General features: G+C 72.4%; 28 protein-coding genes. 11 read left to right on the top strand and 17 right to left on the bottom strand.

Going from position 1 to position 26,239, the window contains the following annotated elements; genetic code table 11:
• The first annotated feature begins 1 nt into the window (after position 1).
• Positions 2 to 883: an LLM class F420-dependent oxidoreductase gene (locus OG403_RS19935; protein ID WP_329572381.1), complete on the top strand. Its 882-nt coding sequence runs from the start codon at positions 2 to 4 to the stop codon at positions 881 to 883.
• A gap of 68 nt (positions 884 to 951) precedes the next feature.
• Here the strand turns inward: OG403_RS19935 and OG403_RS19930 are convergent, their stop codons facing one another.
• On the bottom strand, positions 952 to 1,446 hold the full coding sequence (locus OG403_RS19930) for an FBP domain-containing protein (protein WP_329566284.1): 495 nt from the start codon (positions 1,444 to 1,446) through the stop codon (positions 952 to 954).
• Positions 1,447 to 1,509: 63 nt separating this feature from the next.
• Between OG403_RS19930 and OG403_RS19925 the strand changes: the two genes are divergently transcribed.
• Together OG403_RS19925 and OG403_RS19920 are read left to right on the top strand one after the other, a co-directional pair.
• Positions 1,510 to 2,088: a TetR/AcrR family transcriptional regulator gene (locus OG403_RS19925; RefSeq protein ID WP_329566282.1), complete on the top strand. Its 579-nt coding sequence runs from the start codon at positions 1,510 to 1,512 to the stop codon at positions 2,086 to 2,088.
• Positions 2,089 to 2,141: 53 nt separating this feature from the next.
• Complete coding sequence (locus tag OG403_RS19920; RefSeq protein WP_329566280.1) at positions 2,142 to 2,834, top strand: SDR family NAD(P)-dependent oxidoreductase; 693 nt, start codon at positions 2,142 to 2,144, stop codon at positions 2,832 to 2,834.
• Between the two features lie 36 nt (positions 2,835 to 2,870).
• Here OG403_RS19920 and OG403_RS19915 read toward each other — a convergent pair whose 3' ends face one another.
• Entirely contained in the window at positions 2,871 to 3,692 is an 822-nt protein-coding gene (locus tag OG403_RS19915) for an integrase (RefSeq protein WP_329566277.1), read from the bottom strand.
• A 417-nt stretch (positions 3,693 to 4,109) separates the two neighbouring features.
• Between OG403_RS19915 and OG403_RS19910 the strand changes: the two genes are divergently transcribed.
• Positions 4,110 to 4,370, top strand: coding sequence for a DUF5302 domain-containing protein (locus OG403_RS19910; protein ID WP_329566275.1), 261 nt, complete (start codon positions 4,110 to 4,112; stop codon positions 4,368 to 4,370).
• A 114-nt stretch (positions 4,371 to 4,484) separates the two neighbouring features.
• On the opposite strand, the gene OG403_RS19905 is transcribed toward OG403_RS19910, so the two are convergent.
• Positions 4,485 to 5,126, bottom strand: a complete 642-nt coding sequence (locus OG403_RS19905) for a TIGR03086 family metal-binding protein (protein ID WP_329566273.1) — start codon at positions 5,124 to 5,126, stop codon at positions 4,485 to 4,487.
• Positions 5,127 to 5,250: 124 nt separating this feature from the next.
• Complete coding sequence (locus OG403_RS19900) at positions 5,251 to 5,865, bottom strand: TetR/AcrR family transcriptional regulator (protein ID WP_329566271.1); 615 nt, start codon at positions 5,863 to 5,865, stop codon at positions 5,251 to 5,253.
• Positions 5,866 to 6,082: 217 nt separating this feature from the next.
• Here OG403_RS19900 and OG403_RS19895 point away from each other — a divergent pair, with 217 nt between their 5' ends.
• The 4 genes from OG403_RS19895 (at position 6,083) to OG403_RS19880 (ending at position 9,906) form a co-directional block, all read left to right on the top strand.
• On the top strand, positions 6,083 to 7,273 hold the full coding sequence (locus tag OG403_RS19895; RefSeq protein WP_329566269.1) for an acyl-CoA dehydrogenase family protein: 1,191 nt from the start codon (positions 6,083 to 6,085) through the stop codon (positions 7,271 to 7,273).
• A 64-nt stretch (positions 7,274 to 7,337) separates the two neighbouring features.
• A complete protein-coding gene (locus tag OG403_RS19890) occupies positions 7,338 to 7,694 on the top strand; it encodes an ArsR/SmtB family transcription factor (RefSeq protein ID WP_329566266.1) in 357 nt (118 codons plus the stop codon).
• 118 nt (positions 7,695 to 7,812) lie between these two features.
• Positions 7,813 to 9,108, top strand: coding sequence for an MFS transporter (locus OG403_RS19885; RefSeq protein ID WP_329566264.1), 1,296 nt, complete (start codon positions 7,813 to 7,815; stop codon positions 9,106 to 9,108).
• A gap of 111 nt (positions 9,109 to 9,219) precedes the next feature.
• On the top strand, positions 9,220 to 9,906 hold the full coding sequence (locus OG403_RS19880) for a spermidine synthase (protein WP_329566262.1): 687 nt from the start codon (positions 9,220 to 9,222) through the stop codon (positions 9,904 to 9,906).
• Between the two features lie 22 nt (positions 9,907 to 9,928).
• Here OG403_RS19880 and OG403_RS19875 read toward each other — a convergent pair whose 3' ends face one another.
• From OG403_RS19875 to OG403_RS19845, 7 genes are all read right to left on the bottom strand, one after another.
• A complete protein-coding gene (locus OG403_RS19875; RefSeq protein WP_329566260.1) occupies positions 9,929 to 10,597 on the bottom strand; it encodes an enoyl-CoA hydratase-related protein in 669 nt (222 codons plus the stop codon).
• 48 nt (positions 10,598 to 10,645) lie between these two features.
• Positions 10,646 to 12,253 carry an AMP-binding protein gene (locus tag OG403_RS19870; protein ID WP_329566258.1) on the bottom strand — a complete coding sequence of 536 codons (1,608 nt, stop codon included), beginning with the start codon at positions 12,251 to 12,253 and terminating at the stop codon, positions 10,646 to 10,648.
• Positions 12,254 to 12,325: 72 nt separating this feature from the next.
• Positions 12,326 to 12,727, bottom strand: a complete 402-nt coding sequence (locus tag OG403_RS19865) for an acyl-CoA thioesterase (RefSeq protein WP_329566256.1) — start codon at positions 12,725 to 12,727, stop codon at positions 12,326 to 12,328.
• On the bottom strand, positions 12,714 to 13,190 hold the full coding sequence (locus tag OG403_RS19860) for a holo-ACP synthase (protein WP_329566255.1): 477 nt from the start codon (positions 13,188 to 13,190) through the stop codon (positions 12,714 to 12,716). The genes OG403_RS19865 and OG403_RS19860 overlap by 14 nt, the downstream gene beginning before the upstream one ends.
• Positions 13,166 to 14,140 carry a ferritin-like domain-containing protein gene (locus OG403_RS19855; RefSeq protein WP_329566254.1) on the bottom strand — a complete coding sequence of 325 codons (975 nt, stop codon included), beginning with the start codon at positions 14,138 to 14,140 and terminating at the stop codon, positions 13,166 to 13,168. The genes OG403_RS19860 and OG403_RS19855 overlap by 25 nt, the downstream gene beginning before the upstream one ends.
• A complete protein-coding gene (locus OG403_RS19850; protein WP_329566252.1) occupies positions 14,137 to 14,430 on the bottom strand; it encodes a hypothetical protein in 294 nt (97 codons plus the stop codon). The genes OG403_RS19855 and OG403_RS19850 overlap by 4 nt, the downstream gene beginning before the upstream one ends.
• Positions 14,431 to 14,640: 210 nt before the next feature.
• Positions 14,641 to 16,059 carry an MFS transporter gene (locus OG403_RS19845; protein WP_329566250.1) on the bottom strand — a complete coding sequence of 473 codons (1,419 nt, stop codon included), beginning with the start codon at positions 16,057 to 16,059 and terminating at the stop codon, positions 14,641 to 14,643.
• 201 nt (positions 16,060 to 16,260) lie between these two features.
• On the opposite strand from OG403_RS19845, the gene OG403_RS19840 reads away from it, so the two are divergent.
• Entirely contained in the window at positions 16,261 to 17,094 is an 834-nt protein-coding gene (locus OG403_RS19840) for a hypothetical protein (protein WP_329566248.1), read from the top strand.
• A gap of 7 nt (positions 17,095 to 17,101) precedes the next feature.
• Here OG403_RS19840 and OG403_RS19835 read toward each other — a convergent pair whose 3' ends face one another.
• The 4 genes from OG403_RS19835 to OG403_RS19820 all read right to left on the bottom strand — a co-directional run bounded on the left by OG403_RS19835 (position 17,102) and on the right by OG403_RS19820 (position 20,895).
• Complete coding sequence (locus OG403_RS19835) at positions 17,102 to 18,319, bottom strand: nitric oxide synthase oxygenase (protein ID WP_329566246.1); 1,218 nt, start codon at positions 18,317 to 18,319, stop codon at positions 17,102 to 17,104.
• A 171-nt stretch (positions 18,320 to 18,490) separates the two neighbouring features.
• Entirely contained in the window at positions 18,491 to 19,414 is a 924-nt protein-coding gene (locus OG403_RS19830) for a hypothetical protein (protein WP_329566244.1), read from the bottom strand.
• Positions 19,411 to 19,932, bottom strand: coding sequence for a SigE family RNA polymerase sigma factor (locus OG403_RS19825; RefSeq protein WP_329566242.1), 522 nt, complete (start codon positions 19,930 to 19,932; stop codon positions 19,411 to 19,413). Before OG403_RS19825 ends, OG403_RS19830 begins: the two co-directional genes overlap by 4 nt.
• Before the next feature lie 72 nt (positions 19,933 to 20,004).
• A complete protein-coding gene (locus OG403_RS19820) occupies positions 20,005 to 20,895 on the bottom strand; it encodes an alpha/beta fold hydrolase (RefSeq protein ID WP_329572379.1) in 891 nt (296 codons plus the stop codon).
• A 301-nt stretch (positions 20,896 to 21,196) separates the two neighbouring features.
• Here OG403_RS19820 and OG403_RS19815 point away from each other — a divergent pair, with 301 nt between their 5' ends.
• Positions 21,197 to 23,464 carry a right-handed parallel beta-helix repeat-containing protein gene (locus tag OG403_RS19815; protein WP_329566241.1) on the top strand — a complete coding sequence of 756 codons (2,268 nt, stop codon included), beginning with the start codon at positions 21,197 to 21,199 and terminating at the stop codon, positions 23,462 to 23,464.
• Between the two features lie 263 nt (positions 23,465 to 23,727).
• Positions 23,728 to 24,870: a hypothetical protein gene (locus OG403_RS19810; RefSeq protein ID WP_329566240.1), complete on the top strand. Its 1,143-nt coding sequence runs from the start codon at positions 23,728 to 23,730 to the stop codon at positions 24,868 to 24,870.
• A 29-nt stretch (positions 24,871 to 24,899) separates the two neighbouring features.
• On the opposite strand, the gene OG403_RS19805 is transcribed toward OG403_RS19810, so the two are convergent.
• Complete coding sequence (locus tag OG403_RS19805) at positions 24,900 to 25,505, bottom strand: hypothetical protein (protein WP_329566239.1); 606 nt, start codon at positions 25,503 to 25,505, stop codon at positions 24,900 to 24,902.
• Positions 25,506 to 25,591: 86 nt separating this feature from the next.
• Positions 25,592 to 26,179, bottom strand: coding sequence for a TetR/AcrR family transcriptional regulator (locus tag OG403_RS19800; protein WP_329566237.1), 588 nt, complete (start codon positions 26,177 to 26,179; stop codon positions 25,592 to 25,594).
• Positions 26,180 to 26,239: the final 60 nt, after the last annotated feature.

Below are 26,239 nucleotides of genomic sequence, written 5' to 3'. Positions count from 1 at the left end.
GATGAAGCTCGGCCTGCACTACTGGAAGTACTCGACGCCCGAGGACCCGGCCCTGATCGCCCCGACGCTCGCCCGCACGGCGCGGATCGCCGAGCAGGCGGGGGTCAGCCGGTTCACCGTGATGGACCACTACTTCCAGATGATGACCCCGCACTCGGTCGCCGAGGAGCCGATGCTGGAGGGCTACACCACCCTCGGCTACGTGGCGGCGCTGACCGAGCGGATGCAGCTCAACCTGATGGTCACCGGGGTGATGTACCGCTACCCGGGCCTGCTGGCGAAGATCGTCACCACCCTGGACGTGCTCTCCGGCGGCCGGGCGCAGCTGGGGCTGGGCGCCTCCTGGTACGAGCGGGAGCAGCAGGCCCTGGGGGTGCCGGTGGTGCCGATGGGCGAGCGCTTCGAGCGGCTGGAGGAGACGCTGCAGATCTGCCTGCAGATGTGGAGCGACGACAACGGCCCGTACCAGGGGCGGCACTACCAGCTGGCCGAGACGCTCTGCGTGCCGCAGCCGCTGCGCGCCCCGCGTCCGCCGATCATGATCGGCGGCAGCGGCGAGAAGAAGACGCTGCTCCTGGTGGCCCGGTACGCCGACGCGTGCAACCTGTTCGGCACCGGCGTCGCGGACATCGGCCACAAGCTGGACGTGCTGCGGGCGCACTGCGCCGCCGAGAACCGCGACTACGAGGCGATCGAGAAGACGGTGATGTGCAGCCGTCGCCCGGTGCTGAGCGAGCTGGACGCCTTCCTGAGCGAGGCGGAGCAGCTGGCCGAGCTGGGTGTCACCGAAGTGCAGGTGGTGCCCGAAGCCGGCCGCAACCCGGCCGAGTTCGCCGAGGAGATCGCCGAGCAGCTGCTGCCGCGACTCGCGCAGATCGGCTAGCCGGGGTCGGCCACGGGGCTCGGCCGCTCGGGCCGGGCCCCGCCGCCGCGGGCGGGCGGCACCGCCGCTCAGCCGAAGAGCTTGGCCACGAACGCCTCCAGGTTCGCCACCATCCGGTCGATCTGCTCGGCCTGGGTCAGCGACTCCTCGAAGCGCGCGCCAGGCTCGGGCAGCCGCTTGCCGCGCACGTAGAGCGAGCAGGCCAGGTCGGTGCACATGTAGGCGCCGACCGAGTTGCCGTCCCGGCCGTCCTGCCCGGCCTTGCGGGCGGACATCAGCGAGACGCCGCTGCCCGGGTGGGTGGTCAGGCAGATGCTGCACATGCTGCGGCGCAGGAAACCGCGCTGCTGCGCCGAGAAGCGCAGCGTCACGCCGATCGGCCCGTCCGCCCCGGGCAGCACGAGGTAGGCGCGGTCGGCGGCACCCGGATCGCGCCAGCCGAGGAAGTCCAGGTCGTCCCAGGGGCGTTCGTCCAGATCGCGCGGGGTCGCCAGCCGCTTGGCCTCGCCCTTGGAGCAGTTGACGAACGACGTGCGAATGTCCTGCTCGGTCAGTGCCTTCATGCGTACGACGCTATGCCGCCTATACTCCCTAGGCAAATAGTTAATGATCCTAGGAGGCAGTGGATGCCCCGAGCCGGGCTGACAGCCGAGCGCGTGGTGCTTGCGGCGGCGGAACTCGCCGACCGGGTCGGCCTGGACGGCGTCACCCTGTCCGCGCTGGCGCGCGGCTTCGGGGTCAAGGACGCCAGCCTCTACTCGCACGTCAAGAACCTCCAGGACCTGCGCACCCGAGTCGCCCTGCTGGCCGGCGGCGAGCTGACCGACCGGATCGCGCTGGCCGTGGCCGGGCGGGCCGGCAAGGAGGCGCTGACCGCCTTCGCACAGGCCTACCGGGAGTACGCGCTGGCCCACCCGGGCCGGTACGCGGCCAGCCAACTGCCGATGGACCAGGCCGTGCTGGCCGCCTCCCGCACCGCCCGGCGGGGCGTCGACGTCACCTACGCGATGCTGCGCGCCTACCAGTTGGACGACGCGGAGCTGATCGACGCGGGCCGGCTGCTGCGCGCCACCCTGCACGGCTACGTCACCCTGGAGGCGGCCGGCGGCTTCGGGCACACCCGCCCGGTGCAGACCTCCTGGGAGCGGGCGATCGACGCGCTGGACCTGCTGCTGCGGCAGTGGCCGACCGCGACGCCGGCCTGACACAACGTCAGTTCAGGCTGGACAGCGGGCCGCAGCTGATCCAGGCTGAAGCCATGAGCGACGCACCTGTGGCCGTGGTGACCGGCGGAAACCGCGGCATCGGACTGGAGACCTGCCGCCAACTGGCGGCCCTCGGCCACCAGGTGGTGCTGACCTCGCGGGACGCCGCCAAGGGCCGGGCCGCCGCCCGGCGGATCGGCGGCGAGGTCGAGGCCTACGAGCTGGACGTCACCAGCGTGGCGGGCGCCGAGGCGCTGGCCGGGCACCTCACCGCGCGCTACGGGCGGCTGGACGTGCTGGTGAACAACGCGGCGATCAACTACGACACCTGGCAGCGGGTCTCCGGCGCCGACCTGGTCCAGGTGCGGCAGACCGCGGAGACCAACGTGTACGGGCCGTGGCAGCTGGTCCAGGCGCTGCTGCCACTGCTGCGGGCCTCGCGGCAGGCGCGGATCGTCAACGTCTCCAGCGGGGGCGGCGCGATCGACGGCATGGGCGCGGGCACCCCGGCGTACTCGATCACCAAGCTCGCGCTGAACGGACTGACCCTGATGCTGGCCGCCGACCTGCGCCAGGACGGCATCCTGGTCAACGCGGTCTGCCCCGGCTGGGTCGCCACCGACATGGGCGGCAGCGGCGGGCGCCCGGTCGCCGACGGCGCGGCGGGCGTGGTCTGGGCCGCCACCCTGCCGCAGGGCGGTCCGACCGGGGGCTTCTTCCGGGACCGGCGGCGGATCTCCTGGTAGCCGCCGGGAGCGGGCGCGGAGCCGGCCGAGGGTGCGTCAGATGACGGCGTAGAGCGCGGTGGCGTCGTCCCGCGCCTTGCCGCGCGGCAGCTTCTCGCAGCGCGGGTCCGCCGCCTCGACCTCGCGGACCCGGTCGATCAGCGTCGCCGGCCCCGCGTCGGCCAGCAGGCGCAGCGCCTGGCTCCAGTCGCCCAGCGCGAACCGCTCGGTGTAGCGGGCGGCGCCGTCGGTGACGGCGGCCAGCGCACGCAGCGAGTCGAGCCGGACGAAGCCGGTCTCGGCGTGCCCGGCCGCCTTCGGGCTGGCGGCGGCGATCCACGGGCCGCGCCCGGTGTTGCGCACGGCGCGCACCGCGAGCGCGTAGCGCAGGTGCAGCGCGGCGCGCTCGGCGCTGCCGTACTCGGCCTCGACCAGCGAGCGGCGCAGGCTCTCTCCGGCCGGGAAGTGCTGGTTGTCGCCGATCACCTGGGGCGGGCCGCTCTTCGGCTCCAGCACCAGGAGCGAGTCGCCGAGCACCAGGTACTCCAGCGAGGAGCCGTGCAGCCGGGCCGCGACCACCATGGCGGCCGGGGTGCCCGGGTGGGCGAGGTCGCAGCGGGCGCCGTGCAGCGCCGCGGTCTCGACGATCGCGTCGGCCAGGCACTCGGCGATGCTCCGGTCCGACCGGTCGGTCAGCCGGGCCAGCAGGTGCACGCCCAGCCGGCGGGCGTACCAGGCGGTGCCGTGGCGGCAGCCCGACTCCATGCCCGCCGGTGAGCTCGACCCGTCGAGCAGCACCAGGGCCTCCGGGGTGGCCGCGGCGAAGTCCTCGTTCTCCCGCCCCGGCTGCGCCGGCTGACCGGCCAGTTGCACCTGCATGCCGCCAGTGTGCGCGGCCGGACGGCCGCAGCGACAGCCCTCGGCGCGGGCTTCGCCCGTACGGGGTGAGGTGGCAGCGTGTTCGACTTTCACCTAGCGTCACATAGCGGACATATCGGTCTGGATGGCGCCGGCGCGGAGCTGGACATCGGAACTGGACATCGGAACTGGACAGAGGTGGAGACGAGATGTGGTGGCAAGCGATCGTCGTGACGGTGGCCAGCTTCGGATTCCCGACGCTGGCACTGCTGTACTTCATCGGCGGACCGAACTGGCGCGATCAGCAGGGCCCGCGACACGCGGCCACGGGCCGGTCGACGGCAACGAAGGCTCGGGGGAACTGACGGCAGGCCGGCGCTCGGGCATGGGACAGTGGCAGGAGCACGACCAGGCACCGGTTCCATCCAGGAGGTCCGTATGAGCAGCAGCGACGCAGCAGCCGTGGAGAGCGAGCAGAGCCCCGAGGTGCCCGCGGACGCCGGGGAGGCTGCTGGGCAGGACGGCGGGCAGGACGCCGGTTCGGATGACGTGAAGGCGAAGTTCCTGGCCGCCCTGCAGCGCAAGCACGGCGCGAAGACCGACGGGGCGGGCGGTGGGCCGGGTGGTGACTCCAAGATCCACGGGGCGCACGCCGCCGCCGGGGGCAAGCGGACCTTCCGCCGCAAGAGCGGCGGCTGACCGGACGGTCCGGGTCCTGAACGGGTGACACGGTGAGGGGCGGCAGCCGCTGGTGCGGGTGCCGCCCCTCGCGCATGGGCCGACCGGTGTGTGCCCCGACCAGCGCGGTAGCGGTCAGCCCGGCTGCTTCCAGTGCGGATCGCGGCCGAGCAGCAGCAGTGCCCGCTCGACGGCACCCGCCCCGGCGCCGCCCGCCCCGGTGGCACCGGGCAGTACCGCGGCGAAGGCGCGGCCCGGGGCGCGGGCGGCGGGGTCGGCCGGGACCAGCTCGGCGATCCGCAGCAGCAGCCCGGCCAGGTCCGGCGGGATCTCCAGCGGCACCTCGATGGTGACCGCCAGGTCCCAGGCGTGCACCAGGGTGTCCAGCAGGTGGAAGCCGATCGCCTGGGTGGCCGGGAAGGCGTGGCCCGGCAGGATCTCCGGCAGCTCGACCGTCGCCCCGGTGGCCTCGGCCGCCGCGAAGGCCTCGGTCAGCTCGCGACCGGAGCCGGTGAAGGCCGCCAGGGCGCCCAGCGCAGCATCCGGGCCGGCGGCCAGCGGGTGGTCGGCCCAGACGGCCGGATCGCCGCCCCGGCCACGGGCGGCGGCGGCGAAGCCGTACTGCTGGCCGATCACGTGCGCCAGCAGCCGGCGCAGCGTCCAGCCGGCGCACGGGGTGGGCCGGGCCAGGTGCTCGGGGCGGATGGCGGCCACCACGGGGGCGGCGAGGGCGAGGGCGCGGGCGTGGGCCGGGGCGAGGGCGGTCGGGGTCGTCATGCGCGGTGCCTCCGTCAGCTGCGGGCCGGGTGCGGGCCGGGTGCGGACCGGCCTTCCGAAGCTAGCACGATCGTTCGGTCAGTTTCAGGGGAAACACCGAACAGCCGACGGACTCGCGCGCCGCTCAGGCCGACGGCAGCAGCGACGCGTACACCGCCTCGGAGCGGAGCAGCAGCAGCACCGCGCGCCGGGCCCGCGCGTACGGCACCTCGTCGCCGTGCAGCAGGGACATCGCGTTGGCGTACTCCAGGAAGCTGACCAGCTCGAAGGTCAGCTGCTCCAGATCCGCGTCCGGGCGCAACTGCCCGCAGTCGCGGGCCGCTTCGAAGAAGTCCAGGACGATCTGGTGCCAGCGCCGGCTGCCCTCGGCGAGCACGTCACGGACCCGGCCCGGCTGCGCGTCGAACTCGGCACCCACCGCGTAGAAGAAGCAGCCGCCCGCGAAGACCCGGCCCCGCGAGTACTCCAGCCAGCGCTGCGCCAGCTCCCACAGCTGCCCGACCCCGGGCGGCTGCCGGTGCACCGGCTCGATCACGATGTCCCAGTAGATCCGCTGGGCGGCACGCACGGTCGCCAGTTGCAGCTCCTCCTTGGAGCCGAAGAGCGCGAACACCCCGCTCTTGCTCAGCGACAGCTCGGTCGCCAACCGCCCGAGCGAGAGCCCGCCCAGGCCCTCGACCGAGGCGATCGAGACCGCGCGGGCGAGCACCAGGCGCCGGGTCTCGTTGCCCTTCTGCACCCGGCCGTCCTTCGACTCGGCGCCGGCCTCCCGGCCGGCAGCGTCAACGCCCTTGCCGGGCACCCGAGTCGTACGCTTCGTGCGCGTCGTGGGATCCGTCACTGCCCACCACCGTCTTCCCTGTGACCGACCGGCGACTGCTTTCCGGCCAGCGTAAAGCCTGATACGGATGGTGCGGCACCGCGCAACCGGACCCCCAGACCCTCAGGAGCGCCGCATGTCCGCCAGCACCGCCCGCCCGGGTGGACCCGACCCGATCGACCTGCTCGCAGTGGGCGACCTGCTCACCGACGAGGAACGGCTGATCCAGGACACCGTCCGCCGGTTCACCGACGACCTGGTCCGGCCGAACATCGCCGACTGGTTCGAGCGCGGCTTCTTCCCGGCCCGTGAACTGGCGCCCGAGCTGGGCAAGCTCGGCCTGCTCGGTATGCACCTGGACGGCTACGGCTGCGCCGGGGCCGGGGCGGTGGCCTACGGAGTGGCGTGCCTGGAGGTGGAGGCGGCCGACTCGGGACTGCGCAGCTTCGTCTCGGTGCAGGGCTCGCTGGCGATGCGGGCGATCCACGCCTTCGGCTCCGAGCAGCAGAAGCAGCGCTGGCTGCCGGACATGGCGGCCGGCCGGGCGATCGGCTGCTTCGCGCTGACCGAGCCGGACTTCGGCTCCGACCCGGCCGGGATGCGGACCACCGCGCGGCGCAAGGGCACGGACTGGGTGCTCAACGGCAGCAAGATGTGGATCACCAACGGGAGCGTGGCGGACGTCGCCGTGGTCTGGGCGCAGACCGAGGACGGGGTGCGCGGCTTCGTGGTGCCCACCGACACCCCCGGCTTCACCGCCACCGACGTGCCCGGCAAGCTCTCGCTGCGGGCCTCGGTGACCAGCGGGCTGAGCTTCGACGAGGTGCTGCTGCCGGGCGACGCGGTGCTGCCCGGGGTCAGCGGGCTGCGCGGGCCGCTCTCCTGCCTCAACGAGGCCCGGTACGGGATCCTCTGGGGCACCGTGGGCGCGGCCCGGGACTGCTACCAGGCGGCGCTGGAGTACGCGAAGAGCCGGGTGCAGTTCGGCCGCCCGATCGCGGCCTTCCAGCTCACCCAGGAGAAGCTGGTGGAGATGGCGCTGGAGCTGGAGAAGGCCTACCTGGTCGCCTGGCGGATCGGGCGGTTGAAGGAGGCGGGACGGGCGAAGGCCGCGCAGGTGAGCTTCGGCAAGCTCAACAACGTGCGCACCGCGCTGGAGATCGCGCGCAGCGCCCGGACGGTGCTGGGCGCCAACGGGATCACCACGGACTACCCGGTGCTGCGGCACGCCAACAACCTGGAGTCGGTGCTGACGTACGAGGGGACCAGTGAGATCCACACGCTGGTGCTGGGCGAGGCGATCACCGGGGAGTCGGCGTACCGGTAGGACGCAACCGGTGGGGCCGTCCGCGCAGGGCCGGGCGCCGTACCGGCCCACCTACGATGAGGCCATGAGCAACGGCACGCAGGTCTCAGGTGCGAACCACACGCAGCAGCCGGTCACCGAGGAGCAGCTGGAGATCGCCGCCGGGATCCTCGCGCTGCTCGCCGACCGCACCCGCCTGTCGCTGCTGCACCGCCTGGGCCATGGCGAGGCGGACGTCACCACGCTGACCGAGGCCTGCAACGCGGCGCGTACCTCGGTCAGCCAGCACCTCGCCAAGCTGCGGCTGGCCGGTCTGGTGACCACCCGCAAGGACGGCCGCCGGGTCGTCTACGCGCTGCGGCACGGGCATCTGCGCCGCCTGGTCGACGAGGCGCTGAACGTCGCCGAGCACGAGATCGGCTCGCTGCCCTCGCACGACTGAGCCGGGCCGGGAGCCCGAGACGGGAACCGGCGGCAGCAACGAGCCAACATGTGCACAAGTGCTGACATGTTGGCTACGATGGTCGGGCCACCGTGTCGTCGGCCCTGCGAGGGACGCCATGCTGTCCGTGCTCCGCCACCGCACCTACCGCCACCTCTTCGCCGCGCAGGTCATCGCCCTGGTCGGCACCGGCCTCGCGACGGTCGCGCTCAGCCTGCTCGCCTACGACATCGCGGGCGCCGACGCCGGCTCGGTGCTGGGAACCGCGCTGGCGATCAAGATGATCGCGTTCGTCGGCCTCGCGCCGCTGATCAGCGCCTACGCGCATCGGCTGCCCCGGCGGCTGCTGCTGGTCGGCGCCGACCTGATCCGGGCCGCGGTGGCGGTGACGCTGCCGTTCGTCGACCAGGTCTGGCAGGTCTACCTGCTGATCTTCCTGCTGCAGGCCGCCTCGGCCGCCTTCACCCCGGCCTTCCAGTCGGTGATCCCCGAGGTGCTGCCCGCCGAGCGCGACTACACCCGGGCGCTGTCGCTCTCCAGCCTCGCCTACGACCTGGAGAGCCTGTTCAGCCCCGCCCTCGCGGCCGGCCTGCTCACGGTCATCAGCTACCACCAGCTCTTCCTCGGCACCATGGCCGGGTTCCTCGCCTCGGCCTCGCTGGTGGTCTCGGTCGCGCTGCCCAAGCCGCTGCGGGCCCCGGTGGAGGGCGGCGTGCTGGCCAGGGCCGGCCACGGCGCCCGGCTGCTCTGGGGTACCGCGCGGCTGCGGGCGCTGCTCGCGCTCGACCTGACGGTGGCGGCCGGCGGCGCGCTGGTCTTCGTCAACACCATCGTCTACGTCCGCGACCACCTGCACCGCGCCGCCACCGACGTGCCGTTCGCGCTCGGCGCCTACGGCGCGGGGTCGATGACGGCGGCGCTGCTGCTGCCCCGGGTGCTGGAGCGGACCCGGGAGCGCGGCGTGATGCTGCCCGCCGGGTGGGCCATCACCGGGCTGCTGTGCGGGCCGCTCGCCGTGCTCAGCGCCCGGGGCCACGGTGCCTGGCAGTGGCCGCTGCTGCTGGCCGGCTGGGCCGGACTCGGTGCGGCCGGCGCCGTGATCAACGCGCCGGCCGGGCGGCTGATCCGGCGCTCCATCGCGCCGGAGCGGCGGGCCGACGCCTTCGCCGCCCAGTTCTCGCTCTCGCACAGCTGCTGGCTGCTCACCTATCCGCTGGCCGGCTGGCTCGGCGCGCAGGCGGGTCTGCTCACCGCCGATCTGGCCCTGGGCGCGCTCGCGCTGGTCGGCACGGTCTGCGCCGTCCGGATCTGGCCGGCCGCCGACGGGCGGCGCGAGCGGCCGAGCGCAGGGCCGGCGCGCTACCCGGCGCCGGCGACCGCCCGGGCCAACTCGGCCGGTTTCGCCCGCCGATGACGGCGACGGCGATGGCGACTGCGACGCGACGGCCGGAAATTCGACGGCGCCCTTGCGACGGCGACGGCATAATCGTCCCCGGAATCACCGGCAGGACCGAGGGAACCAGAGATGTCCGAACCGCCCGCCAGGGACCAGGCGGCCGAGGCCGTCGTGCTCGACCGCCGCGAGGGCCCGCACGGTGAGGTGGTGCTGCGCCGGCGCGGCGCGGACCACGAGATCATCGCCAACGGCTGCTTCCTGATGGACACCGCCGACGGCCGCTCCGAACGCCTGCTGATCGACGCCGCGTTGGAGCGGCTCGCCGCCGCCCGCCCCAGCGTGCTGATCGGCGGCCTGGGCGTGGGGTTCTCGCTCGCGCACGCGGCGGCCGAGCCGCGCTGGGGCCGGATCGTGGTGGCCGAGCGGGAGACGGCGATCATCGACTGGCACCGGAGGGGACCGCTCGGCGCCATCACGGCGGGCGCGCTGGCCGACCCCCGGGTCGCCGTCCTGCCCACCGACCTGGTCGAGTACCTCGCCGGCACCGAGGACCGCTACGACGCGCTCTGCCTCGACATCGACAACGGCCCGGACTGGACGGTCACCGAGGCCAACTCCGGCCTCTACGGCCCGGTCGGCCTGGCCAACGCCCGCGCCCGGCTGAACCCCGGTGGCATCCTGGCGGTCTGGAGCGCCCAGCCCTCACCGGCGTTCGAAACCGCGCTGCGCGAGGCCGGGTTCACCGAGGTCCACACCCTGGAGATCGCGGTCAGCCGCGGCGTGCCGGATGTCGTCCACCTGGCCCGCCGCGTCTGACTCCACGTCAACTCCGGCTCGCTCAGCCCGCTGTCGGGGTGCGCAACGAGGCCAGGGTCTCCGCGTAGAGGGTCTCCTTGATCTCGGCGCGCACCGGCCGGCTCTTGGCCGCGAGCGGGCGGGCCAGTTCCACCGCCGCGGCGGTCAGCTGCTCGGCGCTCGCCACGGCCTGCACGATGCCGGCGGCCAGGGCCTGTTCGCCGCCGTAGCGGCGGGCCGTGGTCATCAGCTCGTGCGCGGTCTGCGGCGCCAGCCGGGCCCGGATCAGGTCCGACATGCCGCGCTGGAAGGGCAGGTCGAGGTCGACCTCGGGCAGGCAGAAGTAGCCCCGGTCCGCCCGCATCACCCGGAAGTCGTGGGCCAGCGCCCACATCGCGCCCGCGGCGAAGGTGTGCCCGTTGAGCGCGGCGACCGTCACCACCGGCGAGGCCAGCGTGCGGGCCAGCAGGGTGTGCACCCGGTCCAGGTAGGCCGCGTACTGGTCGGCGTTGGCGAACAGCCAGTCCAGGTCCAGACCGTTGGACCAGAACTTGCCGCTGCCCACCGTGACCAGCGCCCGGGGACCGGTGGCGGCCTCCACCTCGTCGAGCGCCGCCTCCAGCGCGGTCAGCCGGTCGGGGTGGAACCGGTTCTCGTCGTCCGGGTCGAGGTGCAGGACGAAGACCTCACCGTCACGCTCCAGCTTCGGCACGCGTTGCTCCTGTCGGCTCGTGGTTGCGGATGGCTGTGGCTGGTGGTGCTACAGGCCCTGGCTCGGCCGGGCCCGCAGGGTCAGCCCGTCGAGCCGACCCGCGCGGTACGCCGCCACGATCGCGCGCCGCTGCAGCTTGCCGCTGCTGGTACGGGAGAGCTGGCCGGGCCGCAGGTAGTGCACGTCCTCGGCGCGCACCGTCACGCCGATCGTGGCCATCAGGTGCTCGACGATCCGTGCCCGGCTGCCCGGGATGTCCTCGCGCGCCTCGCGGTCCACCTCGGCCAGCACCACGATCGGCCCGTCGATCTGCGCGACGGCCGTGCGGCCCTCCCGGACGAACGACAGTTGCTCCAGGGCCTGTTCGAAGTCGGCGGCGAAGAGGCTCTGGCCGTTGACCTTGATCCGGTCGCTGATCCGGCCGGTGATGAAGAGCTCGCCGTCGTCCAGGAAGCCGATGTCGCCGGTGGCGTACCAGCCGTCCTGATCGGCGAGCGGGCCCGGCCGGTCGAGGTAGCCCGTGGCCAGGCTGCCACCGGCCAGCTCGATCTCGCCCAGTTCGTTCGCCCCGCAGGGCCCGCCGGCCTCGTCGCGCAGCCGCACGGCGAACTCCGCCATCACCCGGCCCACCGAGATGGCCGGCAGACCCGAGGGCGCGTCCACCACCCGGAGCTCGCTGCTCACCGGGCGGCTGGAGACCAGCAGCACCGCCTCGGCCATCCCGTAGCAGGGCATGAAGACGTCCCGCCGCAGCCCGGCCGGGGCCATCAGGTCCAGGAAGGCCCGCAGGTTCGGCAGGTTGATCGGCTCGCTGCCGAGGTAGATCGAGCGCAACCCGGAGAGGTCGAACTCGGCGAGTTCCTCGGGGTCGAGGTCCTGCATCAGCTTGAGCGAGTAGTCGACCGCGAAGTTCGGGATCACCGTGCCGATCGCCCGCTCCCGGGCCATCTGCTCCCACCAGCCGCGCGGGTCGAAGAGGAAGGTCACCGGCTCGGCGAGCAGCAGGTCGCAGCCCACCGCGAAGCAGGAGAGCATCCCGCCGACCAGGCCCATGTCGTGGTAGAGCGGCAGCCAGCTGCTGACCCGCTCCTCGGCCGCCCGGCCGTCGGTGCGGGTGATCATCGCCAGGTTGGACCGGAGCCGGTCCTGGCGCACCGGTATCCCCTTGGGGAACGAGGTGGAGCCGGAGGAGAACTGGACGAACGCCAACTCCTCGGCCGCCGGCGTGCGCAGCACCGCGCCGGGCCTGCGGATGCCGGCCGGCGGCAGCGGCAGGCCGGCCACCGGCAGCTCGAGCGACTCCAGCGTCGGGGCCAGCAGGATCCGGGCCGCCGCGAAGTCCCGCGCGATCCGGGCCAGGAACTCCTGGTAGGCGTCCTTCGGCTGGTTCAGCCCGTACGGCTTGACGGAGAGCGGCACCGCGCCGAGTTCCATCAGGCCCAGGAAGGCGAGGATCACCGGCACGGTGCTCTCGAACGGGAAGAGCACCCGGGCGCCCGGTTCGATCCCCTGCTCGCGGAAGAAGTCCGCGTAGCCGGCGACCTGTTCGGGGAGGTCCCGGTAGGCGGTGAACTCGGGCGCGTCGGTGAACTTCTCGTACAGGTACAGGCCCCGCTCGGGCGGGCACTGCTGGTTGCGCTGGATGTACTCGAGCACCGCGGGTGTCTCTCCTCGTTCGTGATGAGCCCAGTTTTCGACGATCTGCCAGCCACGCTCCGGGAGCGCCGGTCAGCCCGCGACGGCCGCCGCGAGGAAGTCCTGCATGGTGACCAGGCAGCGCTGCTCCGCGTCCAGGAAGGCCACGGTGACCAGCGCGTCCACCGCGAGGCGGTCGTCCGGCGCCAGGTGGACCCGCTGCCGGAACCGGGCCCGGAAGGTGAGGCCCTCCGTGTCGAACTCCTCCTCGCCGGGCGACTCCAGCACGGTGCGGACCTCGACCTCGCCGCGCGGGATCTCCGCCCGGTAGTCGATCTCGGTGCGGGCCACCACCGCGATCATCCCGGTGTTGGCGGTCCCGGCGCCGGACACCAGACCCTGCCGGCCGAGCCAGTCCCAGCGCCCGGCCTCCAGGTATTCGAGCGCGACCGCGTTGTTCACGTGGCCCAGCGCGTCGAGGTCATTGGGGCGCACCGGCAGCGTCAGCCGTGTTTCGCCGAAGAACATGTCGCACCGCCCGATCGATCGTGCCGAGGAAACGATTCACTGCCGAGGTCCCGCCGGTGGCGATGACCACCGCGGAGACGAAGCCACCGCTGTGCGAGATGGAGACGCTCAGCCGCAGTCGCCGGCGGGCCAGTTGGTCCGCCAGCGCACCGTGGGCGCGGAAGCGCGGCGCGCCCCGGTGGTCGTGGACCAGCTCGGCATCGGTCCAGAACCAGGGCTCGCCGGACGGCGGGAGCGCCTTGAAGAGTGCCTCCTTCGCCGCGAACCCGCCCGCCAGGCTCTGCAGCGGCACCACCGCCGCGGCGAAGTGCCGCAACTCCGCGGCGGTGAAGAAGACATCGGGCTCGCGCAGCGCCGAAGCCGCCTCCAGTTCACTGATCAACTGGAGGTCGTGCCCCAGGCCGATCAACTCCCGATGAGATCCAGCCAAGTGTCCTCGACCTCGTCGCGGGAGTGGACCTCGATCCCGGTGATCTTCTTCAGGGCGCCGCAGATGAGCTGCTCCTTCTTCTCCAGCGCCTCGGGGCGGTAGTCGGTCTCCGCGGTGTCCAGGTGGTCCCACCAGTTGACGTGGGTGCCGCGGTCCTCCTTCTGCTCCCGGGCGCTGCCCTGGAGTTCGCCGTCCTCGCGCAGGAAGAGGTGCGCGACCGCGAAGGCGTCCTTGGCGTGGTACTCGCCGCTGTCCACCAGCGCCTTGGCGAAGGCGATGAAGTAGTTGCGGTGCTGGATCTCGTCGGCCGCGACCTGCTTGAAGATCCGGCGCAGGCCCGGGTCCTGGACGACCTGCTGGCACTGGCCGTAGTTGACCGCGGCGGTGATCTCGGAGATCGCCAGCAGCATCAGGGTGCGCAGCATGTCGTCGTCCGGGAAGACCTGGCGGAACGCGATGAAGGTCTCGTCGGAGATCGGCTCCATCCCGCTCAGGTCGGCCAGGCGGTTGAAGACGGTCTCGTGGTGAGCCTCTTCCTCGTTCCAGTAGCGGCTCCAGGTGCCGCACGCCTCCATGATCGACGCGACCGCCGGGTTCTTCTCCTGCCAGCGGCGGCACTCCGCCTCGGCCTGGCGCTCCAGCCGGTCGGCGCCCGGCTTGGTGGTCAGCTCGGCCCGGCCGGCGTTCCACACCAGGTTGCGGTCGACGGGCGTCAGGGCGTCCAGGTCGACGTCCGCCAGCATCTCCACGACGCTCCAGCGGCGGGACTCGTGCAGCCGCTGCTGCTCCCAGGTCACGTCGACCAGGGACATGCCGCGCTTGGTCACCGCGTCGTAGAGGTCGGTGATGATGGCCGGCGCCTCGGTGGCGCGGGCGGCGCCGCGCGGGCGGGTGCTGCTCGGCTCGGTGCTGCTCGGCTCGGTGCCGGTGCTCGCCTCGGTGATGCTCATGCGGCCGCCTCCTGCGCCCGCTCGAACTCCTCCAGGAAGACCTTCAGCACCGCCGCGGTGGACGTGTCCAGCGGCAGGGCGGGCAGCCGGACCCGCACCCCGTAGTCCTTGCGGAGCGCGTTGGCCGTGCGGGCGAACGCCTCCATGAGGTCGATGCTGTTCGTCATTTTCGGGCTGCGGCTGATCACCGCGGCCAGCGTCACGTCATCGGAGAAAAGCTGTTCGTCTGTGAGGCCCGCGTGTTCGGCGAACTTCAGCCGAATGTAGGTCTCCACCCCCTGGGTCACCATGGTGCGAAATCGTACCTTCGCCGACACCCCCCGCCAAGTGGCCTTTCTCACATGAGCAGTTGACGTTACGTCAGGCATCCACCACGGCTCATGTCAACGGCACTGCGTTAACTCCAGGTGAATTAAGGGCACTTCGATCGCCGCGGAGACAGCCGCTGATTTGCCGTCAGTTCGGCATGGCAGTGCGCTGATTGCATTCAAATCCGTGTGCTAACTTTCCGGCCGGCGGACCGTCGCGACGACGAGCACCGCGACGGCGGCCGCGAAGCCCATCGCCAGGTACCAGGTGTCGCGGGCCCCGCCCAGCGCGTCGGCACCGGCCGAGGTCAGGATGGACACCGTGAGGGCGGTGCCGAGGACGGCGCCGAGCTGGCGGAAAGCGGCGTTGGCCGCGCTCGCGGTGGCCAGTCGGGCCGGCTCGACGTTCGCCAGCGCCACCCCGCCCAGCACCGGCCAGACCAGGCCCGCACCCAGCCCCATCACCGCCGCGCCGGGCAGCCAGTGGGTGACGAAGTCCGGGTGCCGGCCACCGCCCCAGAAGAGCAGCAGCGTGCCACCGATGTAGACCAGGCAGCCGGTGACCACCACCAGCCGGTCACCGAGCCGTTCGGCCAGCCGGACCGAGGTCTTCGCGATCAGCGCGGTGGCGATCGGCGGCGGGGTGGTGGCCAGGCCCGCCGTGATCAGCGACCAGTGCCAGTGGCCGGTCAGGAAGAGCACGTTGTTCAGGATCACGGCGTAGAAGGTCACCGCGAAGAGCATCGAACCGAGGTTGCCGCCAAGGGCGTTGCGCGAACGCAGCAGGTCCAGGGCGAGCACCGGCGCCGGGTGCCGGGCGCTGCGGAGCACCACCGCGACCGCCAGCAGGGCCCCGGCGGCCAGGCAGCCGATGGTGGCCGCGCTGCTCCAGGTCCAGTCCGGCCCCTTCACCAGCCCGAGCGCCAGCAGTCCCAGCGCGGCGGCGAGCAGCACCGTGCCCAGCGCGTCGGGCGCCGGTCCGCGGCGCTCGCGCTGCTCCGTGAGGTAGCGGCTGGCCAGCACCGCGAGGATCCCGATCGGCAGGTTCACCAGGAACACCGCCCGCCAGCTCCAGTCCTCGGCGAGCACCCCGCCGAGCCCGGGTCCGGTCCCCGCCGCCAGCGCCGCCGCCGCGCCCCAGATGGTGATCGCGACCAGCCGCCGGGCCGCCGGGAACATCGGCATCAGCAGCGCGAGCGAGGTCGGCACCAGGACCGCGGCACCGGCCGCCTGCACCAGCCGGGCGCCGATCAGCACCGGCACCGAGCCGGCGAACCCGCAGACCACCGAGGCGAGGGTGAAGGTGGCCAGCCCCGCCGCGAAGGACCGCCGGCAGCCGAGCCGGTCGGCCAGGCGCCCGGCCGGCATCAGGAACGCGGCGATCACCACGTTGTAGCCGTTCAGCACCCAGGAGAGAGTGGACAGGTTCGAGCGCGGGAAGGCCTTGGCGATGTCCGGGAAGGCGACGTTCACGATGGTGCTGTCCAGGAACGCCATGAAGGCACCGAGGCAGCAGAGCAGCACGAGCGCGATCGGCGGCCTGGTGGCGGGCTCTTCCCCGGCCGCGGCAAGGTCCCGGAGCTGGTCAGCGGCGACCGGCGTCTCGGCCATGGGTGCATCCTTGTCCTGGGTAGGCGAATGCGTGTCGAGCAGGCCGAAGTGCACCACAACTCGCTTAACCACGCGACCAGTTGCTTACCTGTGCTGCCGTACTCGCCCACCGCTCCACCCTGCGGGCCTGATCACCTTGCTGCTTGTTACCCGCCAGTGTCAATCCCCTCTCTCCCGTCTCCAGCAGCCCACGGAGGACGAATGCCCCGCTCCCGCCCCGTATCAGCCGAACTGCCCGGCGTCTGGCGACGTACGTTCGCCCGCGAAGCGGACGGCTCGACGGACCGGGTCACCGACACCACCTGGATCCAGGGGCCCTCGCTCTTCGCCGATCTGCGCCGGCCGCCCGGCCTCGCCGAGCTCGTCGGCGGCGGCAGCCGCCTGAACGACCTGGACCGCCCGCAACTGCTGGCGCTGTGCGAGCAGAAGGCGTTCGCCGGCACCCTGGACGAGCAGGGCGACGCGTTCGGCTGGACGCGCCTGATCGACCTGCACCCGCCGGCCCCGCTGCCCGACGCCGGCACCCTGCGGTGGGCGGACGGCGCGGCAGTCGGCGTGGCGGACGGCACGGCAGCCCGCGTGCTGGTCGAGGAGGGCCTGCACGAGGACTACCTCGAGCACTGGGAGCTCGTCGAAGCGCCGGGCGGCAGCCCGGCGGCGGCCGTCCTGCTCCAGGATCCGGCGGACGGCCGCGCGGGCCTGCTGGTCCGGGCGGGCTCCTGGTTCGGCTACGCCAGGGACCGCCGCGAGCCGCTGCCCGATCCCCTGGCCCCGCTCCGCGAGCAGGTCCTGGGCTGCGCGGAGCGGGCCGCGGCGGTCGCACTGCTGGACTGCGAGGTCTCGATCGGCCGGGTGCGCGAGGGGCGCTGGGAGATCCTCCGCTCCACCCTCCCGCACCGCGTCGGGGCCCGGCTGCGCCCCGAGCCGTCCCGCGCCGGGGAGACACTGCTGATCCACGACACCGATCCGCAGGGCCGTCCCCGGCCGCGCAGCTGGCAACTGACGTATTCCGAGGGCCCGTTCAGCCTCTGCTGACGTACTCTCAGCCTGTCGCGCCGCCGGACGGGCAGGAGGCCGGCTGCCAGCAGAGCTCCGGGTGCGGCGAGAAGTTGGGGCGCTGCCTGGTGGGTTCGTAACGGCGCTGCCACACCGGGGTGGTGGACCCGCTGGTGGCCGGCACGATGGCGGACCAGTCGGCCGGGCAGCCGCGCCCGTTCTTCTGCTCGCGTTCCTCGTGGCGGACGAACTGCTTGGTGGCGAAATGGTGGTCGATGATCGAGATCCCGGCCAGGTCGTACGAGTGCAGCACCGCCGCGATGAGCTCCAGCAGCGCCCGGTCCCGCCACAGAGTGCGGTCCCGGCTGGTGTCCAGGCCCATTCCCCGTGCCACCGCGGGCAGTTTGTCGTAGCGGTTGGTGTCGGACAGATTGCGCGCGCCGATCTCGGTGCAGGTGTACCAGGCGCTGAACGGCGCCAACGGGTAGCGCAGGCCGCCCAGTTCCAGCACCTGGTTGGAGATCGTGGGGAACGCGTGCCAGCGCAGCCCGAGTTGCTCCAGCCAGGGGTGGTCCGGGTGAGTGATCCGCACCTCGGGCACCGCGTCCGGCGGCAGCTCGAAGAACCTGGGCTCCCGCCCCGGCCACTGGATCACCAGCGGCAGCACGTCCCACTCCGTCCCCCGGCCACGCCAGCCGAGCTGTTGCACGGCCTCGGTCAGCCGCACGGTCTCCGGGTCGCCCAGCACCGACCCGTCCTGCCGCCGGTAGCCGGCGTAGCGGATGAGCTGCCCGTTCCAGACCCGGGGGCCGCGCCGCCCCGGCTCATCGGGCGCGAAGACGCTCAGCAGCAGCCGGATCCGCCCGCCGTTCCAGCTCAGCCGCAGATGCTCCACCAGCGCCTCGAACAGGTCCCCCTCGTCACCGGCAGCACCCCCGGCCTCGCGGCAGTCCCGGACCTCCAGCGCCTTCCAGTAGAACTTCCCGACGCACTGGGGATTGTTCCGCCAGGCGATCCGGCTCCCCTGCAGCAGTTCCTCCGCCGTCTGCCGGTACCGCCCCGTCCCAGCCACCTCCGCCCGCACCCCCCGCACCCGCTGCTCGGCGGCCTCGGACAACAGGTGCCCCTCGGAGGCCAGTTGGCGCAGCAACGCCTCGGCCTCGGTGGCCACCGGGCCCAGGTCGGGCGGATCGCCCAGCGCGTCACCGCGCTGGGCCGAAGCGGAAGGAGAGGACAGTGGTGCGAACGCGCCTGCGCTTGTCACGATGGGTCCCCTGTCAACGACTAGGTATGGACGCTCAGTTCACCTGCACGAAACATCCGGCCGCGGTCGAACGCTAGCCCAGGGTGTGAACGGTGCCGAGCCGTCCGCCCGTCCTTTGACAGAACCCATGCACGCGCGCGGAGTCACCCGCACCTCACCGGTCGACCACCGCTACCGGAGCCAGTCGGTGTTGGTCGCCAGCAGCCGGCCCCGCGCGTCGTAGAGCTTGATCGCGCCGCCCTTCGAGGCGTCCGACCGCGCCAGGGCGATCCAGCCACCCGGGGAGGCGCCGACCGTGGCCACCGGGGTCTCGGTGCTGCTGCCGTCCGGACGGGCGACGACCACCTTGGCGACCCCCGGGTCGATCTGGAGGAAGACCACGGAGACCGAGCCCAGGCCGATGCCGGCGGAGCCGGTTCCGTTCTTGGACTGCTGACCGAGTGCGGCACCCTGCCGCACGCCGCTCGGGTCGGCCGAGGGCGGCGGCTGGGTGCTGTCCGCGGTGGTGAGGACCTGATCCATCGGCTGTCGCCGACCGTCGACGACGACGTAGACATCCACCTGGTCGAGGTCGGCGTTCCAGTACTCACGGGCGAACGCCTCGGTCGGCTCGGGCAGGTTGCCGCCCGCCGCGTGCTGCTCCTGCCAGATCAGCCGATCCTGCTGCCACGCCTGGTCCTTGGACCCGGCCGGCCACAGCGCGGCCCACGCCTGCCACTGCTTGCCGCCGGTCGTGCCCTGGGCCACCATCGTCCGCACCGGAGTGAACGGGTCGGAGGTGGGACCGGCGGCTGCCGTACTCGCGGCGGCGCCCGGGCTCGGCAGCTGTGCGCCACCGCCGGAGCCACTGTGAGCAGCCTGGACGACCTGGCCGACCGAGCCGCCGGCACCCGTCCCGGTGGGCAGGTGACCCGCCCCGATCAGCACCCCGCCCGTCAGCACCCCCAGCGTGAGCAGTGTGGCGCCCCCCTGCGCGGCCCGACGCCGGCGCAGCCGCCTGCGCCCGCCCACCAGCACCTGGGCCATCGGTGCCGTTCCAACCTCGACCGTGGCCGCCAACTCGGCCAGATCCTGCTCGATATCGCTCTCGCTCATACCGTTCCTCCCACGCTCTCCATACCGACCAGTGCCGAGGAGGCGCGCAGTTTGGCGATCCCCTTCGCCGCCTGGCTCTTCACCGTGCCCACGGAGCAGCCCATGCAGGCTGCGACCTGACTCTCACTCAGGTCCTCCCAGTACCGCAGCACCACCGCCTGCCGTTGCCTGGGCGGCAGCGCTCCGAGCGCACCCAGCAGCGCACTGCGCGCGTCCAACTGCGCGTAGCCGTCCTGCCCGGCCCGCTCGGGCACCGCGGTGACCGACTGCTCGGGCGCGCGGCGGCGGAACCGGCGGGCGTGCTCGTTGAACAGGATCCGACGCACATACGCGTACGGGTCGTCGGCCCGCTTCACCCGCCCCCAGGCCGCATAGGCCCGCTCCAGCGTCTGCTGCACCAGGTCCTCGCCCGCGTGCTGCTCACCGGCCAGCAGAAACGCCGTCCGCAGCAGACGCGGCCAGGCGACGGCGATGAACGCCTGGAACTCGCTGTCGCGGCCCGACTTCGGTTCTCCCATTGAGCAACCTCCTCACCCGGACAGAGCCCAGCGAGGTGTCGAACCGTTGCCCCACTCCTCGGCGTTTGCGAATCAGGCGACGAGGCCGGTGTGCGCCCCGATGGCGTCGACGATCTCGGGCCAGAGCTCGCGCGGCCGGTCGTGCCCCATGTCGGGGATCAGCAGGAGCTTCGCGCCGGGCACCAGCTCTGCCGTGCGTTGCCCACCGTCGGGGTTGATCAGCGTGTCATCCAGACCGTGGATCACCAGCGTCGGCACCTGAAGCTCCCTTAGCGCGTCCGCCCGTGAGCCGCCGAGGACCACCGCTCCGAGCTGCCGTGCGGCCCCGGCCGGGTAGTACGCGCGGTCGTAGCTGTGGGCGGCCAGCTCACGAAGGACCGCCGGGTCGCCGTAGCGCTTGGACGCCCACACCAACTCCCGCTCCGCCGCCGCGACGTATCCCTCGCGGTCGGCCGGCTTCGGAGCGGAGACGACCGCCTGGGCCTCGGGCGTGGACCGACCGTATTCGGGTTCGCCGGTCGAGGACATCATCGACGTCAGGGTCAGCACCCGCGCCGGCCGGGTGATGGCCATCGTCTGGGCGATCATCCCGCCCATCGAGGATCCGACCACGTGAGCCCGTTCGATGCCGAGCGCGGTGAGCAGGTCGAGGCCGTCGTCGGCCAGGTCCTGGAGCGTGTAGGGCACCAGCGCACGGGCGGACGGAAAGTCCCCCGAGCCCAGAGCGCCGATGAGCCGGCCCATGTCGACCGGGTGATCGTCGAACTTGGTGGACAGCCCGCAGTCGCGGTTGTCGTACCGGATCACGTAGCGGCCGCGATCGGCGAGCGCACGGCAGAAATCCTCGTGCCAGGCGATCAGCTGACCGCCGAGACCCATCACGAGCAGCACCGGTGCGTCGGCGGGATCGCCGAACGCCTCGTACGCGATGGACATTCCAGGTGAGACTTCGACAATCGGCATGCCCCGAGTCTCCCAGCACCGGCGGTCGGAAGGCACACGGACCATCGGCCGATGGCTCCGCGCCGAAGCGGGCGGCGGGGGCGGGCAACGGGGATCCACCTGACGCCACGCTGCCGGGCCGGGTACGCCGCCGAATGTGCCTCGCGGCGTACGAACGACTGTGCGAGAATCCGTTCGCTCCTCGCCGATCCCGGACTCCAACCGGCGCGGGCCAGCCGCTCCGAGCGGCTCCAACTTCGTTCTCCATGGGGGCATCATCAAGAACCGCATAGCGGCGCTGTTCGGTACCGCACTGCTCGGGATGGCCGTTCTCCCGGCCGTCACGTCGACCGGCGCCCTCGCCGACGCGACCACGCTCTACGTCAACAACGCGACCGGGTCCAACTGCTCGGACTCGGGCACCGGTACCCAGGCGGTGCCCTTCTGCCGGATCGCCGCTGCCGCCGCGGTGGTGATGCCGGGTCAGACGGTCCAGATCGCCGCGGGCGACTACAACGACACCGCGCTGACCCTCACCCGTTCCGGCACGGCGACGGCTCCGATCACCTTCCGGGGCCCGGACCCTGGCCCCGGCCTGCAGGCGGCGCGTGCCTCGTTCACCGGTGGCGCGCCGAACTCCCCGGACTTCGGCCTGGTCATCAAGGGTGCCCAGCACCTGCGGATCCAGAACCTCGCCGTCCACTCCAACCAGAAGCAGTCCGTGGTGGTGGACAACGCGCAGGACGTCTCGATCACCGGCGTACAGGCGTGGGGCGGCGGCGTCCACATCACCGACAACTCCAGCGGTGTCCTCTTCGGCCAGGGGCAGTTCGCCTATGCCGGCGGTCCGCTGATCCAGGTCGACGGCGGCTCGACCGGGACGGTCGTCTCCACGAACATGGTGCAGCCGAACAGCACCACCGACCAGACCGGCATCCTGGTGTCCGACGCACCGGGCACCGTGGTCGTCAGCAACACCCTCCTCACCGGCTGCTCGGCGGGCATCGTCCTGAACAGCGGCTCAACGGGCGCGGTCATCGAGAACAACGTGGTCGACACCTCGGCCAGCAGCGGGAAGCCCTGCCCGGCCGGTTCCTCGGACACCGGGATCTCGGTCGCCGCGGACTCCGTCACGGGCAGCAAGGAGGACTACAACACCGTCTCGCCGATGAGCGGCGGCCCGGCCTACAACTGGGGCGGCACGGCGTACACCACCCAGCAGGACTTCACCGCGGCGACCGGCCAGGGTGCGCACGACTACGTGTCCGACCCGAACAAGGTGTGGCAGCGCGGTCCGAACGACTCGCTCTCGCCGATCGTCGACTCCGCCGACGAGAACGCCCCCGGCATGATGAGCACCGACGCCTGGGAGTGGCCGCCGGTGGACGACCCGGCGGTGCCCAACACGGGCACCGGTAGCGGCTACCGTGACCGTGGCGCGCAGGAGTTCCAGGACTTCGGCAGCGCGTTCACCCCGGCCGGCCCGACCCGGCTGCTGGACACCCGGGTCCCGATCGGCACCCCGACCGCCACCGCCGTCCCCGCCTGGGGCACCATCGACCTCCCGGTCACCGGCATCGCCGGCGTCCCGGCGAGCGGGGTCACCGCGGTGACCATGAACGTCACCGTGACCGCACCGGCCAACGACGGCCATCTGACGGTCTACCCCCACGGTGGCACCCTTCCGCAGGCGTCGAGCCTCAACTGGACCGCCGGCGAGACGATCGCCAACCTGGTGACCGTCCCGGTGCAGGACGGCAAGGTCTCGTTCTACAACGCCTCCGGCGGCAGCGTGCAGCTGATCGCCGACCTCGCCGGCTACTACAGCACGACGGGCAGCATGTTCACTTCGGCCGGCCCGACCCGGCTGCTGGACACCCGGGTCCCGATCGGCACCCCGACCGCCACCGCCGTCCCCGCCTGGGGCACCATCGACCTCCCGGTCACCGGCATCGCCGGCGTCCCGGCGAGCGGGGTCACCGCGGTGACCATGAACGTCACCGTGACCGCACCGGCCAACGCCGGCCACCTGACGGTCTACCCCCACGGGAACGCCGCACCGGACGCGTCCAACCTCAACTGGACCGCCGGCGAGACGATCCCGAACCTGGTGACCGTCCCGGTCAAGGACGGCAAGGTCTCGTTCTACAACGCCTCCGGCGGCAGCGTGGACCTGATCGCCGACCTCGCCGGCTACTACAGCACGACGGGTACCAACACCTACCGGGCCACCGGGCCGTCGCGTGTGATGGACACCCGGCAGACCACGTACTTCGAGGACGGAACGAGCCGGCCGGCCGGCGCCGTACCGGCCTGGGGCACGCTCGACATCTCGATGGGGGATCTGCCGCCCACCACGACGTCGGTCACCCTGAACGTCACCGTGACCGAACCGGGCAACAACGGCCACCTGACGGTCTACCCGCACGGGACCGCCGCACCGGACGCGTCCAACCTCAACTGGACCGCCGGCGAGACGATTCCGAACCAGGTCGTCGTCCCGGTCAAGGACGGCAAGATCTCGTTCTACAACGCCTCCGGCGCCGGCATTCAGCTGGTGGTGGACTTCTTCGGCTACCAGTCCTACTGACAGTCCCAGCCCGTCGTCGGCCCCGGTCCGCACCCTCGCGTGCGGGCCGGGGCCGGTGTCGTTCGCGGATCACGAGCAATTCGGTCGGCCACCAACCATGTTGCACGCCTGTGACAGGAGACGGACGGTTCCCGAACCCCTCATACGACAGACTTCTCACGTCGCACAGAGCAGCGAGCTACCGAACAGGCGCAGACGCCACGGGGGGAGCAGTGCTCCGGCGAAACCCACAGACCTCATCGCACTGTTCCGGGGGAACCGTCATGTCCGCTCGCGCCCGCCGCCGCGCCGCCGCCGTCAGCCTCACCATCGCAGTCACCACGGGTACGGCCCTGCTGCTGACCTCCTGCGGCCCGTCGACCACCCCGACGGCCGCCTCCAACTCGACTTCTCCGAAGGCGATTTCGTCTCCCACCGCGACGCCGTCCCCGTCCGCCCCGGCCTCCACCGCCGCCTCGGCCGCTGCCTCCGGTGCACCGAGCGCCGCGCCCACCGCACCCAGCGCGGCCGCCACCGGCTCGCCGACCCGGTCGGCCGCCCCGCTGCCGAGCCGTCCGGCGCCCGCCGCGCCGTCGAGCGCGCCGAAGCCGCTGAACGGCACCTTCCACAACGGCCTGACCATCAGCAACGGCACCCGGTACGTCGTGATGAACGGCACCACGGTCGACTTCGGCACCGCGGTCCGCGACCTGGTCTGGTCCCCGGACGGCCGCAAGGCCGCGTTCGTCGACGGCGCGGGCGACCTGGCCGTCGCCAACCCGGACGGCAGCGGGCGGGTGACCGTCGCCAAGCGCCCGGCCGGCCAGACCTGGTCGCACCCCGCCTGGCAGGTCTCGGCGGCCTCGCCGCAGGGCTACTACCCGGCCAAGGACAACCTGTTCTTCGCCGCGGTCACGAACGGGGTCTCCCGGCTGGAGACGGTGCCCGCCACCGCGGTCGACGGCACGCCGCAGCAGCTGTCCCTCGCCGGCTACGCGGGCGAGAACACCCAGCCGAACCCGCAGACCGGCAACCTGTGGCCGGCCGGCGGCGGCACCTACGGCAGCTCGGTCTACGCGAACAGCGGCACCGGGGAGGTCTTCATCCGAGACGAGTCCCTGCGCCAGCAGGGCGGCTCGGTGACCACGGGTTCGGAGCCAGCGCTGTCGCCGGACGGCGACGAGATCGTCTTCGTCCGCTCGGTGGACGGGCACGACCACCTCTTCGAGAGCGCCGACCGCGGCGCCGACGCCAAGGACCTCACCCCGCACGCCACCACCGACTACACCGAGCCGGCCTGGTCCCCCAGCGGCACCACCATCGCCGCCCGGACCGCGAGCGGCATCGTCACCCTCCCCGCGAACGGCTCCGCCGCGCCGACCCTGGTCTCCGGCTACCAGGGCCTGCCCGCCTACCGTCACAGCTGAGGCCCAACCCCCCTCACCCACCGGCCCGTTCAGCCACCCGGCTGGACGGGCCGGTGGCGGTTCCCGGCCAACTCGGCCCGCAGCTCGGCCAGGTGCGCGTCCGCGTTGTCGTGCGGCAGGTACTCGACCACGTCGAAGAAGCGGAACATCACCTTCGTCCCGGTCACCGCGAACTCGTAGTCGCCGAACCCCACCACCGCGCCGAGCGCACCCCGGACCGCGCCCCGGACAACGTGCCCAGTCAACTCGTCCGGCTGCTCGGCCGCCAGGCCCCGACGCGCGTTGGGCCTGGCCAGATAAGGGCAGACCATCGACGCGTACAGCATGCACGCGCGGTGCCCCGGCCCCTCCAGCGTCGGCGCCAGGTTGCGGTACGGCCGCCCCGCCGCCAGCGCCGCACCGATCGCCGCACTCTCGCTGCCCCCGACCACCCGCCACACCGGCCCGCGCGGCATCAGCACGTTGCACACCGAACACAACCGCTCCCGCGCGCACTCGGCGCTGCGTCCGTAGTCGGTCAGCGCGAACTGCGGCTGTCCGTCCTGCCACGGAGTGATGGCAGGCACCGGATACCCGCGGTCGTCCCGCTGTCGGTCCTGGACGGTCAGCGGCATGGGCACGAGGTCGAAGCGCACCCCTCATACCTACCACCCGCCGGGCCTACCGCAGCTGCCGGGTACGGCTGCGGCAAGGGGCCTCCGGCACAGCCGGTGGCGCGGCGTCAGCCCCACTGGCCCCCGAGTGCTCGCACCTCGTCGGCGTAGAGCACGGCGGGGTCGAATCCCATGCCGGTGAAGTGTCCGGCGAGTTCGAGCGAGAGGACGCCGTGCAGGCGGGTCCAGAAGGCGAGGGCCCGGCCGAGCGCCGATGACGGGGCCGGGTGTTCGGCGGCGCAGGCGTCGAGCAGGTGCGCCATGATCTCGGCGGCGATCCGCGCGGTGTCCTCAGGTGCTCGGTACCCGGGTACGGGGGTGCCGTAGACGAGGAAGTACCGCTGGGGATCGTCCAGCGCCCACCGGCGCAGCGCGTCCGCCAGGCCGCCGAGGTCGGTGCCGGCCTCGGCGCGGGCGGCGAAGGTGTCGGCCAGGCTGCGGTAGGCGTCCCTGACCAGCTCGGTGATCAGCTCGTCGCGGTTGGCGAAGTACCGGTAGAGGGCCGGCCCGCTCATGCCCATCTGCTTGGCGATGGCGTTGAGGGACAGCGCGGAGGCCCCGGCGGTGGCGATCTGCCCCCAGGCGTGCCGCTTGATCTCCTCCTGCACCTGCGCCCGGTAGCGCTCCCTCGGTGTCCTCGTACCCGATTCGCCCATGACCCGCCGTCCTCTCCCCAGCCGCTGTTAGTTAGAGGCTATCACCATCGCTCTTGACTC

Origin of the sequence: Kitasatospora sp. NBC_01266 (assembly GCF_036242395.1) — a bacterium.
Lineage (GTDB): Bacteria > Actinomycetota > Actinomycetes > Streptomycetales > Streptomycetaceae > Kitasatospora.
The sequence above is the reverse complement of the archived record's forward strand: the minus strand, read 5'-3'. Positions and strand labels throughout refer to the sequence as shown.